The sequence below is a fragment of the Sphingobium sp. TomTYG46 genome (genome assembly GCF_055396345.1).
In genome coordinates this window covers 963222-980249 of sequence record NZ_AP027324.1, presented here as the reverse complement: position 1 = coordinate 980249, position 17028 = coordinate 963222, and the positions used below count along the sequence as shown (strand labels likewise).

Genomic DNA, 17028 nt, shown 5'->3' with positions numbered 1-17028 from the left:
CGGCGGGGATGATGTTGTCGCTCTCTGGCCCAGTCATGGCGCAACAGGACGGCGCACGCCAATCCCTCTTGCCGCCTGCGCCGCGTTACATGGTCAGCGAATCGGCAATGAAATCTGTGCGCAACCCGCGCGAGATCGAAAAGGAGACCGGCGGCCGCCTCGGCGTCGCGCTGGTCGACAGCAAGGGCGGACTGCTCCTCGGCTTCAACCGGGACGAACGCTTTGCCATGTGCTCGACCTTCAAGGCGCCTCTCGCAGCGGCCGTGCTCATGGGCGCCGACGCAGGGCGGTTCGGGCTGGAAGGGCAGGTGGCGTTCACTGACGCGGACATTCTCGATTATGCGCCGGTGGTGAAGGCAAACCGGAAACGCGGTCGCCTGTCCATGGCGGAACTTGCCGAGGCGGCAGTGGAGGTTAGCGACAATAGTGCCGCAAATCTGCTGCTGCCGATGATCGGCGGCACGGAAGGACTGACGGCCTTCGCCCGCGCGCATGGCGATACGGTGACGAGACTCGACAGGGCCGAACCGGCGCTGAACGAAAATGTCGAAGGTGATCCCCGTGACACCACCAGTCCTGCCGCCATGGCAAACCTCATGGCTCGCCTGATCTTCCGCGACATGAAGAGCGAGAGCGCTGATCGCCTGAGAACATGGCTCAACGCCAGCACAACGGGCGATAAGCGGATCAAGGCGGGCCTGCCTAAAGGCTGGACCTCGGGCAGCAAGACCGGAAGCTGCGGTACAGCTTATAATGACGTGGCGCTGGTAAAGGCGCCCTCGGGTGAGGAATATGTCCTCACTATCTATCTCGACCGTCCAACCACCGAAGCCAAAGCAGCCGAAGCCGCCATCGCCGAAGCTGCCCGCGCCGCACTTGATTTCGTCGCAAAGGCGCAGCGAACCGGGCTTGAATAACCCGGCCCTTGCCATCGCCACAGCCTTTCGCCATATGCCGCGCCGGGAGTCGGGCGGACGTGGTCGTCGCCAACCTGGTCAGGTCCTGACGGAAGCAGCCACAACGATTTCGCCGCGGGTCGTTCCGGCTCCCACCTTTATTCGGCTTTCCGGCTTCGACAGCCGCTCCTCAAGCCGCTAGATTGTTACCATGTCCGATTCATCTCAGCCTTATCGCGTGCTTGCGCGCAAATACCGGCCGCGCAGCTTTCGCGAACTGATCGGGCAGGATGCCATGGTCCAGACGCTGGGTAACGCCATCCGTCGGGGCAGGTTGGCCCACGCATTCTTGATGACCGGGGTGCGAGGCGTCGGGAAAACATCAACGGCCCGCCTGATCGCAAAGGCGTTGAACTGCGTGGGACCCGACGGGCAGGGCGACCCCACGATCGATCCCTGCGGCGTGTGCGAACCCTGCCAGGCAATTGCAGAGGGCCGCCACATCGACGTGGTCGAAATGGACGCCGCCAGCCACACCGGTGTCGACGATGTACGCGAGATTATCGAGGCGGTGCGCTATGCCGCAGTTTCCGCGCGCTACAAAATTTACATTATCGACGAAGTTCACATGCTTTCGAAGAACGCGTTCAACGCGCTTCTCAAGACGCTCGAAGAGCCCCCCGCGCATGTAAAATTCCTGTTCGCCACGACCGAGGTGAACAAGGTCCCCGTCACCGTCCTTTCCCGTTGCCAGCGTTTCGACCTGCGCCGCATTCCCGCTGAACTGCTCGCGGCCCACTTTGCGCATGTGGTCGAGACGGAACAGGTTGCCGCCGAAGACGATGCCCTCGCGCTGATCGCCCAAGCAGCGGAGGGGTCCGCCCGCGACGGCCTTTCCATCCTCGATCAGGCGATCGCCCATGCGGAAATGGGGGAGGGCGCCCCGCTCGTCACCGCCGCTCAGGTCCGCGATATGCTCGGCCTTTCGGATCGTGGCGCCGTTCGCCGCCTGCTCGGCTTGTTGCTGGAAGGCGATACCGCCGCGCTGCTGGCTGCGGTGCGCGAGCAATATGCGCTCGGTGTTGAGCCCCTGTCGCTGGTTCGGGGCCTGCTTGAACTGGTGCATGCAGTGACGCTGGCGAAGGCAGGGCGGGACATCGCCAATCCCGGCCAGTCCGCGGAGGAACGAGAGGCGCTGGCCACTTGGGCATCGCAAATCGGCTTCGCGCCGCTTCATCGTCTCTGGCAGTTGCTGCTCAAGGGCCATGACGAGGTTGCAGGCGCCGCATTCCCGATCGAATCCTGCGAGATGGCCCTGCTCCGTGTCATGCACGCCGCGACCATGCCCGACCCCGGCGAGATCGCGCGGCTCCTGCGCGAAGGCTCTGTTCCGGCTGCGCAAACGGCTTCGGTTTCGGCCTCATCCGCCTCTGCTCCTACCGCATCGCTGCCCCAGGATGCGAAGGCCCTCGTCGATCTGCTTTGGGAACAAAAGAAGGGGCGGCTCGCTGACTTCCTTCATGATTGCGTGCGCATCGTCCGGTTCGATCCACCTGAATTGGAATTACAACTAACGCAGGAGTGGGCCGACGGCGATTTCTGCCGTACGCTCTCGATAGAATTGCAGAGGGCGACGGGTTCCCCGTGGCAGGTCAGGCGCAGTGAAGGCGGTGCCGCTCCGTCATTGCTGGAGCAGCAGCAGGCAAGTCGGGCACAGGAACGTGCCGAAATATTCGATACCCCGGTGGTGAAGGCCGTGCTTGCGGCCTTCCCCGAAGCCGATCTTGATCGGACCGAAGCATGGAGCGCAGAGCGATGAAGGATCTGAACGAAATATTGGGCATGGCCAGCCGCGTGCAGGAAGAACTGCAACGCGCTCAGGACAATCTCGACAAGATCGAAGTTGAGGGAGCCGCAGGCGGCGGTCTGGTAAAGGTCCGCGCTTCGGCCAAGGGCCGGATCGTGGGCGTATCGATCGACGACAGTCTGCTCGCGCCTAGCGAAAAGCAGATGCTTGAGGATCTCGTGGCAGCAGCTTTCAACGACGCTCGCAAAAAAGCGGACGAGGTAAGTTCTGCGGAAATGTCGAAGATGACGAGCGGCCTCCCGCTTCCGCCGGGGTTCAAGCTGCCTTTCTGATCGGCACTCGGATAACAGTCCGTTCAAAAGGACGGCACCAATTGAATGATGCCCTGATGGTCCCCATAAAGCCATGAACCGCATGGCAGAGCAAATAATCGTGCGGCCCGCCGGAGATTGAATGACTACGCAATATCCCCTCCTTCCGTTGCGCGACATCGTGGTTTTTCCACAGATGATCGTCCCGCTTTTCGTCGGTCGCGACAAGAGCGTCTCTGCCCTTGAATCGGCGATGGAAGGAAATAAGGAAATCTTCCTCGTGTCGCAGCTTGACCCGGCCGAGGATGATCCGAACCGTGACTCGCTGTACGACACCGGCGTCGTCGCGATCGTGTTGCAGTTGCTGAAGCTGCCGGACGGCACCGTTCGGGTGTTGGTCGAAGGAAAGCATCGCGCGCAACTGCAGTCGATCAGCTCGACCGATAACCATCTGATCGCCGAAGTCGATCCGGTCGATGAGATCGCAGCGGAGGGGCCTGAAGCCGAAGCGCTGATGCGCTCCGTCGCCGAGCAATTCGAAAACTACGCGAAGCTCAACAAGAAGCTGCCTGCGGAAACGCCCGTTCAGCTGCGTGAGATTGAGGATGCAGGCCGTCTGGCCGACGCCGTTGCCGCCAACATCAACGTGAAGGTCGCCGACAAGCAGTCGCTGCTGGTGGAGGCTGATCCCGTAAAGCGTCTGGAGATGGTCTTCGCCTTCATGGAAGGCGAGCTTGGCGTTCTTCAGGTCGAAAAGAAGATTCGCGGTCGCGTAAAGCGGCAGATGGAAAAGACTCAGCGCGAATATTATCTGAACGAACAGTTGAAGGCGATCCAGCGCGAGTTGGGTAATGGCGAGGGCGAAGAGGGCGATGAACTTGCCGAACTGGCCGAGAAGATCGCCAAGACAAAGCTCAGCAAGGAAGCGCGCGCAAAGGCGACAGCCGAGTTCAAAAAGCTCAAGGGCATGCAGCCCATGTCGGCCGAAGCCACGGTCGTGCGTAATTATCTCGACGTGCTCCTGGGCCTGCCATGGGGCAAGAAGGGCAAGGTCAAGACCGACCTGAAGCGCGCGCAAGCCATCCTGGACGAGGATCATTTCGCGCTGGAGAAGGTCAAGGACCGGATCATCGAATATCTTGCGGTGCAGGCCCGCACTAATAAGCTGAAGGGTCCTATTCTGTGCCTCGTTGGCCCTCCGGGCGTTGGCAAGACCTCGCTCGGCCGTTCGATCGCCAAGGCGACGGGCCGTGAGTTCGTGCGCCAGTCGCTTGGCGGCGTGCGCGACGAAGCCGAAATTCGTGGCCATCGCCGCACCTATATCGGGTCTCTGCCCGGCAAGATCGTGACCAACCTCAAGAAGGCGGGCACGATGAACCCGCTCTTCTTGCTGGATGAGATCGACAAGCTGGGCCAGGATTTCCGGGGCGATCCGGCTTCGGCGCTGCTGGAGGTGTTGGACCCTGAACAGAACAGCAAGTTTCAGGACCATTATCTCGAGATCGATGTCGATCTTTCGGACGTGATGTTCGTCACGACCGCCAACTCGCTGAACCTGCCTCAGCCACTGCTGGACCGCATGGAGATCATCCGGCTCGAAGGCTATACAGAGGATGAGAAGGTCGAGATCGCGCAGCGCCACTTGCTGCAAAAGCAGATCGACGCTCACGGTCTCAAGGAAGGCGAGGTGGAAGTCACCGAAGCCGCGATCCGTGATCTTATCCGCTACTATACGCGAGAGGCGGGCGTCCGCACGCTTGAACGTGAAGTGGCACGTATTGCCCGCAAGGCGCTCCGCAAGATTTTGGAAGGCGTTTTCGAGAAGGTCACGATCACGCCGGACAATCTTGCCGAATATGCCGGGGTGCGGAAGTTCCGCCACGGCGTCGGTGAGGAGGAGAACCAGATCGGTGCCGTCACCGGGCTCGCCTGGACCGAAGTGGGCGGCGAGCTGCTGACCATCGAAGCGGTGACCGTCCCTGGAAAGGGCGCGATCCGGACGACCGGCAAGCTTGGCGAAGTGATGACCGAATCCGTGCAGGCCGCCTTTTCTTACGTGAAAGCGCGCTCACCGGGCTATGGTATCAAGCCCAGCCTCTTCACCCGGAAGGACATTCACATCCACCTTCCCGAAGGTGCTGTGCCAAAGGACGGCCCTTCCGCAGGCATCGGCATGGTGACGAGCATCGTCTCGACATTGACCGGCATCCCTGTTCACAAGGATGTTGCGATGACGGGTGAAGTGACGCTTCGTGGCCGCGTGCTTCCGATCGGCGGGCTGAAGGAAAAGCTGCTGGCGGCGTTGCGCGGCGGTATCAAGACGGTGTTGATCCCGGCGGAAAATGAAAAGGATCTAGCTGAAATCCCGGCGAATATTCGGGAAGGGCTGGAAATCGTGCCCGTGTCCCATGTGGACGAGGTCCTTTCCCGTGCGCTGGTTTCTGTGCCTGAAGCGATTGCCTGGACGGAAGAAGATGATCTGGCGGCTCAGCCAAGCCCGGCCGCCGGCCGGGATAACGATGCCACGCTTCGTCACTAATTTCGGTTAGGCAGATTAGCCGCTACTTTCAGTGAGATTTCGCCCCAAGGCTGAAAATCTCACTGACGGTGGCAGCTTTGTCGCTTTCCCTTTGACAGTTGTTCAAAGCTGCGCCTTATTGCCCCGCCTAATCCGCGATTCCTTAGGTATTCACACATTTAGAAGGGGGTTCCAAAGGTATGAACAAGCAGGATCTTATCAGTGCTGTTGCGGAAAGCAGCGGCCTTAGCAAAAGCGACGCCAGCAAGGCGGTCGAAGGCGTGTTCGATTCAATTTCTTCCGCGCTGAAGAAGGGCGATGAAGTTCGCCTCGTCGGCTTCGGCACTTTTTCCGTTTCCCAGCGCAAGGCATCCACTGGCCGCAACCCGCGCACCGGCGAAACGATGACGATCAAGGCTTCGGCTCAGCCAAAGTTCAAGGCTGGCAAGGGTCTGAAGGACTCGGTCAACTAACAAGCAGGACGGCGCCTTCCAGGGTGCCTGATCCAGAAACCAAGATGTTGGGTATCGCGGCCTGATTGGTTTAGGAGAGTAGCGTCGCCGAAGGTGAGAAAGCCTCGCTGCGACCATGTACTGAACAGAGGGAAGAGGGGCGCGGGCCAGCGGGTCTGCGCCCCGTTTCTTTTTCCGCACCGCGCACGCATTTGCCAGCTTGACGACTATCCAATCGCCGCATATGTGCCGCATCTCTCTTGGGCCGAACGGCCCTGTGGCGATCGTAGCTCAGTTGGTTAGAGCGCTGGTTTGTGGTACCAGAGGTCGGGGGTTCGGATCCCCTCGATCGCCCCATTTCCCTCCTTTTTCTGACGCGATGGGCTTCGCATGAGCCCTCCACCCGACTATAGCCCGACTATGGACGATGCGCGTGACAAGGGCCTGACCCTCAATCCCAAATATGATCGTGACGGACTGATCACAGCAGTCGTGACCGACGCTGGCAGTGGCGAAGTGCTGATGGTCGCCCATATGAATGCGGAGGCGTTGACGCTGACCGTCGAGACCGGATTGGCGCATTTCTGGTCGCGCAGCCGCCAGTCGCTCTGGAAAAAGGGCGAGACATCGGGCCACATGCTGGAGGTACGCGACATCCGGATCGATTGCGACCAGGACGCAGTTTGGGTGAAGGCGGTTCCGGCAGGTCCAACATGCCACACAGGCGCGCGTTCCTGCTTCTTTCGCCACGTAGGCCCGGAAGGACTGACCGCTGTCGATACGGTGGAATAGCCTGGCCTTCCTGCCGCTACTGGTCGGGTGCCAGGGGGACGGCGAGCGCTCCGCGAGTTCGGCAGGCAATACCGCCTCGACGTCCGGGCTCGAACGCGCAGCCATCGAAAGCGGCGTCATCGCGGACACCTCCAGATCGTCTCCCGTCGGGCTTTTCCAGCGGCGTCATGAGGCGGGCAGTGACAGCCTGTGCATCATCCCCGGTAGATCCGGCGATTTCCGCTTCGGCGCCGAAGCCATTTTCGGCGAGGATCAACGCTGTCGGGGGCGGGGTTCCGCAAAGCGAGCCGGAGACAAGTTGATACTCAGCTTCGATCGGGCCGGGGGTTGCATCATCATCGCGCAATATGATGGCGATCAGATCGCCTTCCCCGGTGTTCTCGACCTAAAATGCGCTCATCTTTGCGAAGGACGGGGTTCACTCGAAGGCGTCAGCTTCCCCCGCGCATCGAGCGACGCCAGCTCTGCGCTGCGCGTCACCGGTAGCGATGGCAATCCGCTTTGTGAACAGGATTGACGGGGTTCAGCCTGCGTCTCGAACCTGGCTGGTGTCCAGCATTTTGCCCTGCGTGATGATCACCAGGTCCCCCAGCTTCACCGCGGAAAACAGCTTGCGCGCGAAGGCGGTCGGTACGCCGATGCAACCGTGGGTGGCGCTACCCCATTTGACGTCGCTGCCATGGATTGCCACCCCATCATTCGTCAATCGCAGCATGTAGGGCATCGGCGCATCATAAAGGCTGGACACATGGTCCGCGTCCTTCTGCGTAACGGGGAAGGCGCCCAAGGGGCTGGGCTTGTCATCGGCGCCATAGAGGATCACTGCCGCGCCGATTTCATGGCCAGCGCGAAAAGCTGACAGGGTTTGAGCCTTCAGGTCTACCGTGATGATGACCGGTCCCGTCGCGGGCGCTTGGCTCTCATCCCAGACATAGTCGCCATGACGGAACGGCCCCTCGATCGGCAACACGCTTTTGACCACCAGCGCATGGGGACTGACGGGCAGCGGCTGTGACCGGCTTCGCTCGATTGGTGCCTTGGCAGGGGCGCTTTCAGGTGAGGCGGCCTTCTGCGGCGAAGACTCAAGATCGCGCCCGCGATCCACATACATACTCACCAGCAAACCGGCGGCGCCAAGCACGCTGCCTATTATCAGCTTCGGCCCCGCCGCTTTCGCTACATTCCGGATCAGTCGCGCCATGCCCGTTTTATTGCATGCAAAAGGTTAAGCTCAGCCTTCCCGATCCACCTCGGCCGCCGCGATTGCGGTCAGGTTCAGGACACCGCGAGCGGTGACGCCCGGCGTCAGCACGTGAATGGGTTGCGCCAGCCCCATCAGCATCGGCCCCACGGTCGGCGAACTGGAGGAGGCGGATAGCGCGGTGAGGGTGATATTCGCCGAATCGAGGTTCGGCATTACCAGCAGATTGGCAGGTCCTTCAAAGCGAGTATCTGGGACCAATCGTTCCCGCAGCGACTGGCTGAGCGCAGCATCCGCATGCATTTCACCATCGACGAGCAGGTCCGGCGCCTGCGCGCGCACCAGTTGCAACGCCGTCCGCATCTTCCGCGCACTGGGACTGTGCGAAGCTCCAAAATTCGAATGCGAAAGAAGCGCCACGCGCGGCGAAAGCCCGAAGTGCCGTAGCTCGGTCGCACCCGCTATAGCCATCTCGGCCACCTGCTCGGGTGTAGGATCGGGGACCATATGCGTATCGGCGATGAACAGCGCACCTGCGTCCAGGATCAGTCCCGACAGCGCATAGACGCGGCTATGTCCCGGCCGACGCTCGACGATCCGCAGGACATGTTCAACTTGGCCCCAATATTCGCTGTTGCCGCCGACCAGCGCCGCATCGACGCGCCCGGTGCGCAGCAGCATCGCTGCCGTCACTGTCGGGCGTCGGTAAACGTGGCGCAGCAACTCTGCGGTGGGGACGCCTTTGCGAGCAGCGATGGCGCGATAGGCATCCACCAGCTGCCCGAGCAGTTCATGATCGGTTTCTGGATCGACAACTTCCACATCGCGATCCAGCTCGAACCGTAGGCCAAGGCTGGGCAGCTTATCCTTCAATATCCGCCGCCGCGCGACGATGACGGGACGAACGATCCCCTCGTCCAACCCGTCCTGGATCGCGCGCAGCACGCGCTCATCCTCGCCTTCGCCGTAGGCGATGCGGCGGCAGGTGCCCCGCGCGGCCTCGAACACCGGCAGCATTAGCTGCGCTGATCGCGTGTTCTGTTGGGCCAGTGACCGGCGATAGGCTTCGATATCCAGTGATCGCTTCGCCACCCCGCTGTCCATCGCCGCCTTGGCGACCGCAGGCGCAATCTCTGCGATCAGGCGCGGGTCGAACGGCGTTGGAATGATATAGTCCGGGCCGAACGCCAGCCGTCGCCCACCATAGGCCTGCGCGACGCTGTCATGCGCTGGCAACCGGGCGAGCGCGGCGATCGCTTCCGCCGCTGCGGCCTTCATGGCCTCGTTAATCTCGGTCGCGCGGGCGTCCAGCGCCCCCCGGAACATATAGGGGAAGCACAGGACGTTATTGACCTGATTGGGATAGTCGGAACGCCCGGTTGCGACGATGGCGTCGGGTCGTGCCTCGCGCGCTACCTCGGGCCGGATCTCCGGCTCCGGATTCGCCAGCGCGAAGATCAGTGGATTGGGCGCGAGCAGGGGAAGCCATTCAGGCTTCAGCACCCCCGGCGCCGACAAGCCCAGGAAAATGTTGGCCCCCGGCAGCACTTCGGGCAAAGTCCGCGCGTTGGTCGCGCGCGCGTAACGGGCCATGTTGGGCAACATGCCCTCGCGACCAGAATGGATGACGCCATCCTTGTCGGTCAGCGTCACATGCTCTTGCCGAAGGCCCATCGACACCAGCAGATCGACGCAGGCCAACGCCGCCGCTCCGGCCCCGGATGTGACCAGTCGCGCTTCCGCCAATGTCTTGCCCTGCAAGACCAGCGCGTTTCGCACAGCGGCCGCCACGACGATCGCTGTCCCATGCTGGTCGTCGTGGAAGACCGGAATCTTCATCCGCTTCTTGAGCTCCGCCTCGATGGCGAAACATTCCGGCGCCTTGATATCTTCCAGATTGATGCCGCCGAATGTCGGCTCCAGCAGCGCCACGGCTTCGATGAACTTTTCCGGATCGGTCGTGTCCACCTCGATATCGAACACATCGATGTCGGCGAACTTCTTGAAGAGGACAGCCTTGCCCTCCATCACCGGCTTGGAGGCAAGGGCACCGATGGCACCCAGCCCCAGCACGGCCGTGCCGTTGGAGATCACCGCGACCAGATTGCCGCGCGCCGTATAGTCCATCGCCTTCTCGGGATCTTCGGCGATTTCCAGGCAGGGAGCGGCCACGCCGGGCGAATAGGCCAGCGCCAGGTCGCGCTGGTTCACCATGCGCTTGGTAGGCTCTATCCGTAGCTTCCCCGGCTGCGGAAAGCGGTGATAATCCAGGGCTGCGCGGCGGGTGTTGTCGTCCATGACCCGGCCTTATTATTGATTTGGGGCAGGGGCAATGCCGACGCGCCCGTAAATGGCGGATTTGCGTGTCTTGTCGGATAAGAGACCCCACTTGACCGCTGCGATGAAAAGCCCCGCTTGTGCGCCGGGGCGCTTCCCACTAAATCGCGCGCATGACATCGACCAACGACATTCGCCGCTCCTTCCTCGACTATTTCGGGGCGAACGGCCACACCATCGTTCCTTCAGCGCCTCTGGTGCCGCATAACGACCCGACGCTGATGTTCGTCAACGCGGGCATGGTGCCGTTCAAGAATGTCTTTACGGGCCTGGAATCGCGGCCCTACACGACTGCTACCAGCAGCCAGAAGTCGGTTCGTGCAGGTGGTAAGCACAACGATCTAGACAATGTCGGCTATACCGCGCGCCATCATACCTTCTTTGAAATGCTGGGCAATTTCAGCTTTGGCGACTATTTCAAGGAACAGGCGATCACTCATGCCTGGACATTGCTGACCAAGGAATGGGGCATTCCGGCGGACAAGCTGACCGCCACCGTCTATCACACCGACGATGAAGCCTTCGACCTGTGGAAGAAGATTGCGGGGCTGCCTGATCACAAGATCATCCGCATCCCGACCAAGGATAATTTTTGGGCGATGGGTGACAGCGGTCCCTGCGGTCCCTGTTCGGAAATCTTCTACGATCATGGCGATCATATCTGGGGCGGCCCTCCGGGATCGCCAGAAGAGGATGGCGACCGCTTCGTCGAAATCTGGAACCTCGTCTTCATGCAATATGAGCAGGAAGCGAACGAGATCGTCGGCGAATTGCCCAAGCCCAGCATCGACACCGGCATGGGTCTGGAGCGCATCGCCGCTGTGCTGCAAGGCGTCCATAACAATTACGACACCGACACGTTCAAGGCGCTGATCGAGGAATCGGGCGCGCTGACCAAGACCGCCATCGATGGCGAGCATCAAGCCAGCCACCGCGTCATCGCGGACCATCTACGCTCCACCAGCTTCCTGATCGCGGACGGCGTGCTGCCCGCGAATGAAGGCCGCGGCTATGTCCTTCGCCGCATCATGCGCCGCGCCATGCGCCACGCACACATTATCGGCGCAAAGGATCCGTTGATGCACCGACTGGTGCCCAGCCTCGTCTCTGAAATGGGCGGCGCCTATCAGGAACTGGTCCGCGCCCAGCCGCTGATTGAGGAAACGCTGCTGCGTGAGGAAACCCGCTTCCGCCAGACTTTGGAAAAGGGCCTCAAGCTGCTCGACGAAGCGACGGTCGATCTTTCCGAAGGCGGCACGTTGCCCGGCGAAACCGCGTTCAAGCTCTACGACACCTTTGGCTTCCCCTATGACCTGACTGAAGATGCGCTGCGTTCACGCGGCCTGGGCGTTGATCGCGAAGGCTTCGACGCCGCCATGGCGGAGCAGAAGGCCGCCGCCCGCGCTGCGTGGAAGGGCTCGGGTGAAAAGGCGTCTGACGAAATCTGGTTCGATATTGCCGAGAAAACGGGCAATACCGAGTTCATCGGCTACAGCTCGACCGAGGGCGAAGGCGAGGTGCTGTCGATCGTCAAGGACGGTGTGAACTTCGACAGCGCAGCAGCCGGTGATACGGTCACAATCGTCACAAATCAGACGCCTTTCTATGGCGAAAGCGGCGGCCAGATGGGGGACGCGGGCACTATTACGTCGCTGTCGGGTCTTGTGGCTGATGTAGAAGATACCGCAAAGCCACTTGGTCGCCTGCACGCGCATCGAGCAAAAATCGGGACGGGCAGCATCAAGGTTGGCGATACGGTGCATCTCACAGTCGACACCGACCGCCGCGATCGCATCCGCGCGAATCATAGCGCTACCCACCTGCTACATGCGGCGCTCCGGAACACCCTGGGCGCTCATGTGACGCAGAAGGGGAGCCTCGTGGCGCCCGATCGCCTGCGCTTCGACTTCTCGCATCCCGAAGCGCTGACCCACAGCCAGATCGCCTCGATTGAAAGCCTGGTAAACGAACAGGTCCGCCACAATGAGAGCGTCACGACGCGCCTCATGACGCCCGATGACGCTATCGCGGCGGGCGCTATGGCTCTGTTCGGCGAAAAATATGGCGACGAGGTCCGCGTTCTTTCCATGGGTAAGGGCGACGCGAACAGCTATTCGGTTGAGTTGTGTGGCGGCACCCACGTCCGCGCGACGGGTGACATTGCGATTTTCAAGATCATCTCCGAAAGTGCGGTATCTTCGGGAGTTCGCCGCATTGAGGCACTGACCGGAGAAGCGGCCCGCCTGTGGTTGACCGACCGCGAAGATCGCCTGCGTCAATCGGCCGCTGCGCTCAAGACCACACCTGAAGAGGTGCCCGCGCGCATCGCCGCTCTGGTGGAACAGAGCCGTAAGCTCGAACGCGAATTGGCCGAAGCGAAGAAGGCTCTGGCCCTCGGCGGGGGTAGCAGCGCTCAGGCAGCCGGCCCCGAGAAGGTTGGCCAGATTGACTTCATCGGCCAGGTCATCGAAGGGCTTGATCCCAAGGAACTGCGCGGGATCGTTGACCAGAACAAGGCCGCGCTAGGCAGCGGCGTGTCCGCCGTGCTCGCCGTGGTGGACGGCCGCGTCAGCATCGCGGTAGGCGTGACGGATGACCTTACTGGCACGATCAGCGCCGTCGATCTTGTCCGTGCGGGTGTAGAAGTGCTAGGCGGGAAGGGCGGCGGCGGCCGTCCGGACATGGCTCAGGGCGGTGGACCGGAAGCAGAAAAGGCGGGCGCCGCGATTGACGCGGTCAAGACGGCCTTGGCCAGCGTCCCGGCATAAAAATTCCAGGTTTCGAAGACCGCCGACAAGGAGGCGATGCTTAAGCTGCGCTTTAGCCACCTTGTTTCTGCTGTCATCACCGCTAATCTGATGAGAGACAATGATCGGGGGGATCATGCGGTTTCTTGTTGCTATCTGTTTACTGCTGGTGCCCGCTGCAGCGCGTGCTGAATGGCTGGAAGCTTCGAGCGACCATTTTGTCGTCTATGCCGAAGCCCGGGCAACGGACGCTCGTCTCTTCTCGCAGCAGCTTGAAAGCTACCATGCTGCCATGGCGGCGGTCACGGGAACGCCGAACCTCCGTCCGAGCCCCTCCAATCGACTGACTATCTATGTAGTGAGCAGTGAAGCCCAGGTCCGAAAGCTGTATGGGGCCAATTCGCAATATGTAGGCGGATTTTACATACCCCGTGCGGGAGGATCGGTCGCGATCGTTCCGCGGGTCAGAGCGACGCACGGTCAAATCGACACGTCGATGATCACGCTGCTCCATGAATATGCACATTATTTTCTGATCGGATCGAGCAACTTCCCGATGCCGCGCTGGATGTCCGAAGGTGCGGCGGAGTTCTTTTCGTCAGCCGCTTTTCCCAATGATGGCGGGGTTGAACTCGGGCGGCCAGCGCAGCATCGCGCGTATGAGCTTTATATGGCGATCGACGTGACCGCGAACGATCTGCTTGATCCCGCCGCCTATGAAAAGCGCCGAGGCAAGGGGTATGATGCCTTCTACGGCAAGAGCTGGCTGCTTTATCATTACCTGACTTTCAGCCCCGACAGGAAAGGCCAGCTTTCGCGCTACCTCACGCTCATGTCCCAGGGTAAGGACCCACGGTCTGCTGCGATCGAAGCGTTTGGAGATTTCGGCCAGCTCGAACACGATTTGGACCGCTATCTGCTCAAATCCCGCATGACCATGCTCAAGCTGCCAGCCAGCATGATCAAAACCGGCCCCGTTGTCGTGCAAGGGGTAAGTGCGGGAGCAAACGCAATGATGCCGGTTATCATTCGTTCCAGGCGCGGCGTCGATGACGAAGCGGCCAAAGCCGTTCTGACGGACGCGCGCGCCATAGCTTCGCGCTTCCCCAAAGATCCAGCGGTCCTATCCGCGTTGGCGGAGGCCGAACATGACGCTGGGAACGACAAGGAAGCGATCGCCGCAGCAGATGCTGCCCTGGCTAACGATCCGAAGCAGGTCAACGCCTATGTCCAGAAGGGCCTGTCCCTCTATCGCATGGCCCAAGATGCCCCGGATCAGGACGAGGGCTATAAGCAAGCACGCGCCACTTTCATTTCACTCAATCGCATCGAAAATGACCATCCGCTGCCGCTCTTCTATTATTATGACAGCTTCGCCCGGCAGGGGAAAACGCCATCTTCGCTCGCGCTTCAAGGGCTGGAGCGCGCGTCGGAACTGGCGCCCTTTGACCTCGGCCTGCGTATGACTCTGGCGATCCAGCAATTGCGTATCGGTGACCGCAAGGAGGCGCGACGCAATTTACTGCCTGTGGCCTATAACCCCCATGGCGGTAGCCTTGCTGAGACCGCAAGCACAGTATTGGAACGGATGGATAAGGAACCGAATTGGGATGGGAGCGGCATGCCCGGCACGGGGCCTGACAATGCTGTAGCTATTGCACCTTAGCCGACCTCGTCAGGGCGGAGCCGCCTCAGTTTCGGAGCGGTATCCATCTGCGCCGCATCTTTAATACCCATGCGCAAGTCCTCACGCGTTTGATGGATCGAGGCAATAACCGGCCCCATCGCCACGCCTAGGTCGATGAGCGCCGTTTCTGCGAGTTGTAGCGAGCTTTCAAGCGTCTCGGGAACCGCATCGCTTGCGCCCGCCTGATAGAGTTGTGCCGCATGATCAGTATCGCGCGCACGGGCGATGATCGGCAAATCCGGCACCCATCCACGCACCCGTTTCGTGACACGCACCGAAAGCACGGGATCGTCCATGGTAAGGATCAACGCTCGTGCATGGCCCAAGCGGAGCTTGTCGAGCATTTCGACGCGCGCCACATCACCGAAAAGGATCGGGTAGCCGCCACGACGCCCCTCCGCCACTACGTCCGGGTCGGATTCGACAACGGTGAAGCGCTGGTTATGGAGGCGAAGAAGATCGCACACCATTCGCCCGACGCGCCCGAACCCGATTACGACAGCTGCCGCCTCGGTGCTTTCTTGCTGTAGGTCTGGCGCTTCCTCGCCCAGCGCCATTTCCAGCCTGCGCGCGATGTCATGACCGATGCGTGCGAGAAGTGGCGTGATCGTCAGGCCGATGGCTGTGACGATCTGCCAAAAGGCGGCGGTCGATGGGAGGATGAGCTTGGCTGCTGCTGCTGTCGAAAGCACGATGAGGGTCGTTTCAGAAGGACTGGCCATCAGCACGCCAACTTCCAGAGCCACACCCTTTCGCGCGCCTGAAAAATAGAGGAGCGCGGCGGTGACCAATGTTTTGACCAGGACGACGCCAACGACCGCAAGAACAAGGCTCGGCCAGTTCGCCAGGATCACCCGGACGTCCAGGCTCATGCCCACAGTGATGAGGAAAACGCCAAGCGCCAGCCCCTTGAACGGCGCTGTCATCACTTCGACCTCACCATGATATTCGGTCTCTGCGATGAGCAGGCCTGCCAGCAGTGCGCCGACGATTGGCGAAAGGCCTGCGAGCGAAGTCGCGATGCTTGAAACGATGACCACCAGCAGACTGGCCGCAAGGAAAACTTCAGGGCTTTTGGTCCGCGCGGCCTGGCTGAAAATGTGTGACAGGAAAATGCGGCCAAGAACGAGCATCACCGCGATAGTGATGCCGCCTTTTAGCAACGTATTGGCCAGTTCGCTCCAAGCACCGTCAGGACTGGAGGCTACCGACGGCGCGAGCGCGCCGAGCATGAATATTATGGGGACAAGCGCCAGATCCTCAAACAATAGCATCGCGAACGCGGCCCGCCCCACGGCGCTTTGCGTGCCGACCATAGGGAGCACCACGGCCGTTGAGGAAAGGGCCAGGGCAAGACCCAATCCGACAGCCCCTGCGGTTGGTTGTCCCAGAAAGTAGAGGCCCAAAGCAATCAGCGACGCGCCGCCGATTAGTTCGGCGGCGCCGACCCCGAACACTTGGGCGCGCATTGTCCAGAGGCGACGAAAGCTGAGCTCAAGCCCGATCGAGAAGAGAAGTAATATGACACCAAGCTCAGCGAATGGTTCAATCGCACCTCTGTTTGAGATGGTGACATGATAAAGCCACGGATATTCAGCGACCAGCGCGCCAAGGCCCGATGGGCCGACAGCTAGCCCGACCAGAATGAAGCCAATGACGGGACTGATCCTCAAGCGTGCAAAGCCGGGGATCACCAGCCCGGCGGCCCCCAGAATGACGAGGGAATCGCTGAAACTTTGTGGATTGATTGCACCGGCCATACGCCATCATTGCGGTAAGCGCGGCAGAATATCCAGCCTTGCGGCAAATTCACGTCCGATGCGTGATACCCCTGGTGCGGACGGCGGGACTTGAACCCGCATTCCCAGGGGGAGGCGGATTTTAAGTCCGCTGCGTCTACCGATTTCGCCACGTCCGCGTGGCGCTCCCACTGACCTTTCCGAGCGCGTAGGTCAAGATGTGCTGGAGTTCACTGCGTCTTGCTGTTCAGCCGTTCGCGCATTTCCTTGCCCGGCTTGAAGTAAGGCACCCGCTTGGCCGAAACAGGGACCTGTTCCCCTGTACGCGGATTACGCCCAGTCCGCGCGTCTCGCGCACGAGTGGTAAAGGCGCCGAAACCACGCAATTCTACCCGGCCGCCACCCGACAGGCGGTCAACAATCTCTTTGAAGAAGAGGTCTACAATCCTCTCGACCTCCTGAAGGCCAAGGTCCGGATTTTCCTCTGCCAGAGTCTGAATTAATTCCGAGCGTATCATTGGTCCTCCAGCTCCCCCTTCTG

At 61.0% G+C, this 17028-nt stretch carries 13 protein-coding genes, 2 tRNA genes and 1 other RNA gene; 11 read left to right on the top strand and 5 right to left on the bottom strand.

Features of this window, described 5'->3' with window-relative positions; all coding sequences use genetic code 11:
- Positions 1-8 precede the first annotated feature (8 nt).
- The 9 genes from blaSGM to ACZ5YV_RS04930 all read left to right on the top strand — a co-directional run bounded on the left by blaSGM (position 9) and on the right by ACZ5YV_RS04930 (position 7293).
- On the top strand, positions 9-917 hold the full coding sequence (blaSGM, locus tag ACZ5YV_RS04970; RefSeq protein ID WP_464789149.1) for an SGM family class A beta-lactamase: 909 nt from the start codon (positions 9-11) through the stop codon (positions 915-917).
- A 41-nt stretch (positions 918-958) separates the two neighbouring features.
- An RNA gene (gene ffs, locus ACZ5YV_RS04965) (signal recognition particle sRNA small type) lies at positions 959-1056 on the top strand.
- 51 nt (positions 1057-1107) lie between these two features.
- The gene (locus ACZ5YV_RS04960; protein ID WP_464788836.1) at positions 1108-2715 is read left to right on the top strand and encodes a DNA polymerase III subunit gamma/tau; all 1608 of its coding nucleotides are present in this window, start codon (positions 1108-1110) and stop codon (positions 2713-2715) included.
- Positions 2712-3035, top strand: a complete 324-nt coding sequence (locus tag ACZ5YV_RS04955) for a YbaB/EbfC family nucleoid-associated protein (RefSeq protein WP_196226206.1) — start codon at positions 2712-2714, stop codon at positions 3033-3035. The genes ACZ5YV_RS04960 and ACZ5YV_RS04955 overlap by 4 nt, the downstream gene beginning before the upstream one ends.
- Positions 3036-3156: 121 nt before the next feature.
- Entirely contained in the window at positions 3157-5553 is a 2397-nt protein-coding gene (lon, locus tag ACZ5YV_RS04950; protein WP_464788835.1) for an endopeptidase La, read from the top strand.
- Between the two features lie 179 nt (positions 5554-5732).
- Complete coding sequence (locus ACZ5YV_RS04945; RefSeq protein ID WP_196226204.1) at positions 5733-6005, top strand: HU family DNA-binding protein; 273 nt, start codon at positions 5733-5735, stop codon at positions 6003-6005.
- Positions 6006-6264: 259 nt separating this feature from the next.
- Positions 6265-6341 (top strand) — tRNA-His (locus ACZ5YV_RS04940).
- A 63-nt stretch (positions 6342-6404) separates the two neighbouring features.
- Complete coding sequence (gene hisI, locus ACZ5YV_RS04935; protein ID WP_464789148.1) at positions 6405-6776, top strand: phosphoribosyl-AMP cyclohydrolase; 372 nt, start codon at positions 6405-6407, stop codon at positions 6774-6776.
- 298 nt (positions 6777-7074) lie between these two features.
- Positions 7075-7293 (top strand): hypothetical protein, encoded by a 219-nt coding sequence (locus ACZ5YV_RS04930; RefSeq protein WP_464788834.1) that lies wholly within the window; start codon positions 7075-7077, stop codon positions 7291-7293.
- A gap of 6 nt (positions 7294-7299) precedes the next feature.
- On the opposite strand, the gene ACZ5YV_RS04925 is transcribed toward ACZ5YV_RS04930, so the two are convergent.
- Together ACZ5YV_RS04925 and ACZ5YV_RS04920 are read right to left on the bottom strand one after the other, a co-directional pair.
- The gene (locus ACZ5YV_RS04925; protein ID WP_464788833.1) at positions 7300-7977 is read right to left on the bottom strand and encodes a L,D-transpeptidase family protein; all 678 of its coding nucleotides are present in this window, start codon (positions 7975-7977) and stop codon (positions 7300-7302) included.
- Between the two features lie 30 nt (positions 7978-8007).
- Positions 8008-10275 (bottom strand): NADP-dependent malic enzyme, encoded by a 2268-nt coding sequence (locus tag ACZ5YV_RS04920; RefSeq protein WP_464788832.1) that lies wholly within the window; start codon positions 10273-10275, stop codon positions 8008-8010.
- Between the two features lie 152 nt (positions 10276-10427).
- Here ACZ5YV_RS04920 and alaS point away from each other — a divergent pair, with 152 nt between their 5' ends.
- Together alaS and ACZ5YV_RS04910 are read left to right on the top strand one after the other, a co-directional pair.
- Positions 10428-13082, top strand: a complete 2655-nt coding sequence (alaS, locus tag ACZ5YV_RS04915) for an alanine--tRNA ligase (RefSeq protein ID WP_464788831.1) — start codon at positions 10428-10430, stop codon at positions 13080-13082.
- A gap of 115 nt (positions 13083-13197) precedes the next feature.
- Positions 13198-14727, top strand: a complete 1530-nt coding sequence (locus ACZ5YV_RS04910; protein ID WP_464788830.1) for a hypothetical protein — start codon at positions 13198-13200, stop codon at positions 14725-14727.
- Here the strand turns inward: ACZ5YV_RS04910 and ACZ5YV_RS04905 are convergent.
- From ACZ5YV_RS04905 to ACZ5YV_RS04895, 3 genes are all read right to left on the bottom strand, one after another.
- The gene (locus ACZ5YV_RS04905; RefSeq protein ID WP_464788829.1) at positions 14724-16508 is read right to left on the bottom strand and encodes a cation:proton antiporter domain-containing protein; all 1785 of its coding nucleotides are present in this window, start codon (positions 16506-16508) and stop codon (positions 14724-14726) included. The genes ACZ5YV_RS04910 and ACZ5YV_RS04905 overlap by 4 nt on opposite strands.
- A 72-nt stretch (positions 16509-16580) precedes the next feature.
- Positions 16581-16666 (bottom strand) — tRNA-Leu (locus tag ACZ5YV_RS04900).
- Between the two features lie 51 nt (positions 16667-16717).
- Positions 16718-17005 carry an integration host factor subunit beta gene (locus ACZ5YV_RS04895; RefSeq protein ID WP_449472252.1) on the bottom strand — a complete coding sequence of 96 codons (288 nt, stop codon included), beginning with the start codon at positions 17003-17005 and terminating at the stop codon, positions 16718-16720.
- Positions 17006-17028: the final 23 nt, after the last annotated feature.

Bases quoted from the DNA above. Each gene is read 5' to 3' on its own strand.
- blaSGM (WP_464789149.1), top strand. From the start codon at position 9: ATGATGTTGTCGCTCTCTGGCCCAGTCATGGCGCAACAGGACGGCGCA.
- ACZ5YV_RS04960 (WP_464788836.1), top strand. From the start codon at position 1,108: ATGTCCGATTCATCTCAGCCTTATCGCGTGCTTGCGCGCAAATACCGG.
- ACZ5YV_RS04955 (WP_196226206.1), top strand. From the start codon at position 2,712: ATGAAGGATCTGAACGAAATATTGGGCATGGCCAGCCGCGTGCAGGAA.
- lon (WP_464788835.1), top strand. From the start codon at position 3,157: ATGACTACGCAATATCCCCTCCTTCCGTTGCGCGACATCGTGGTTTTT.
- ACZ5YV_RS04945 (WP_196226204.1), top strand. From the start codon at position 5,733: ATGAACAAGCAGGATCTTATCAGTGCTGTTGCGGAAAGCAGCGGCCTT.
- hisI (WP_464789148.1), top strand. From the start codon at position 6,405: ATGGACGATGCGCGTGACAAGGGCCTGACCCTCAATCCCAAATATGAT.
- ACZ5YV_RS04925 (WP_464788833.1), bottom strand. From the start codon at position 7,977: ATGGCGCGACTGATCCGGAATGTAGCGAAAGCGGCGGGGCCGAAGCTG.
- ACZ5YV_RS04920 (WP_464788832.1), bottom strand. From the start codon at position 10,275: ATGGACGACAACACCCGCCGCGCAGCCCTGGATTATCACCGCTTTCCG.
- alaS (WP_464788831.1), top strand. From the start codon at position 10,428: ATGACATCGACCAACGACATTCGCCGCTCCTTCCTCGACTATTTCGGG.
- ACZ5YV_RS04910 (WP_464788830.1), top strand. From the start codon at position 13,198: ATGCGGTTTCTTGTTGCTATCTGTTTACTGCTGGTGCCCGCTGCAGCG.
- ACZ5YV_RS04905 (WP_464788829.1), bottom strand. From the start codon at position 16,508: ATGGCCGGTGCAATCAATCCACAAAGTTTCAGCGATTCCCTCGTCATT.
- ACZ5YV_RS04895 (WP_449472252.1), bottom strand. From the start codon at position 17,005: ATGATACGCTCGGAATTAATTCAGACTCTGGCAGAGGAAAATCCGGAC.